This is a genomic window from Sphingosinicella sp. CPCC 101087, from assembly GCF_004151485.1.
Taxonomy (GTDB): domain Bacteria; phylum Pseudomonadota; class Alphaproteobacteria; order Sphingomonadales; family Sphingomonadaceae; genus Allosphingosinicella.
Genome location: NZ_SBFF01000037.1, coordinates 415 through 875 on the forward strand (window position 1 = coordinate 415; position 461 = coordinate 875).

1 protein-coding gene is annotated in these 461 nt (G+C 28.4%); it reads left to right on the plus strand.

The features are described from left to right. On the plus strand, positions 1–192 hold a 192-nt coding region (locus EKM57_RS22335), incomplete at its 5' end, for a hypothetical protein (RefSeq protein ID WP_206185546.1). Positions 193–461 lie beyond the last annotated feature (269 nt).

Genomic DNA, 461 nt, shown 5'->3' on the forward strand with positions numbered 1-461 from the left:
GACCGCGTATACAGGTTATTCCAACAGAATAATAAGAAATGGAATAACAACAGTTCTCTTCATGAAGAAAGAATAACACCCCTTACGGGTACAACAAATAATATTCCCTACCTTGAGAAGAAGAGTATTGGATATATGAGTAGTGAAGTAGCAGAATACTTTCTTCTTTCTCTCTATAGTTTATCTCTCTAGAGTTTCAGTGAATTCGTAAGAAAATAATGAATGAATGAGCTTCTATTTATAGAAAAATGGAATGCATAGTAACTAACTCATGAACGGTCGAGATTGATTTACTTTAATCTGACGGTCCATATTTAAAGAAAAATCTTTTAAATAAAATATAATATATTCTATTTATATAAAAAGATTTTTACTATGCAAACACTATGCAACACTATGCAAAACACTATGCAACACTATGCATAATAAAATATAATATATTCTATTTATAGAATAACTTT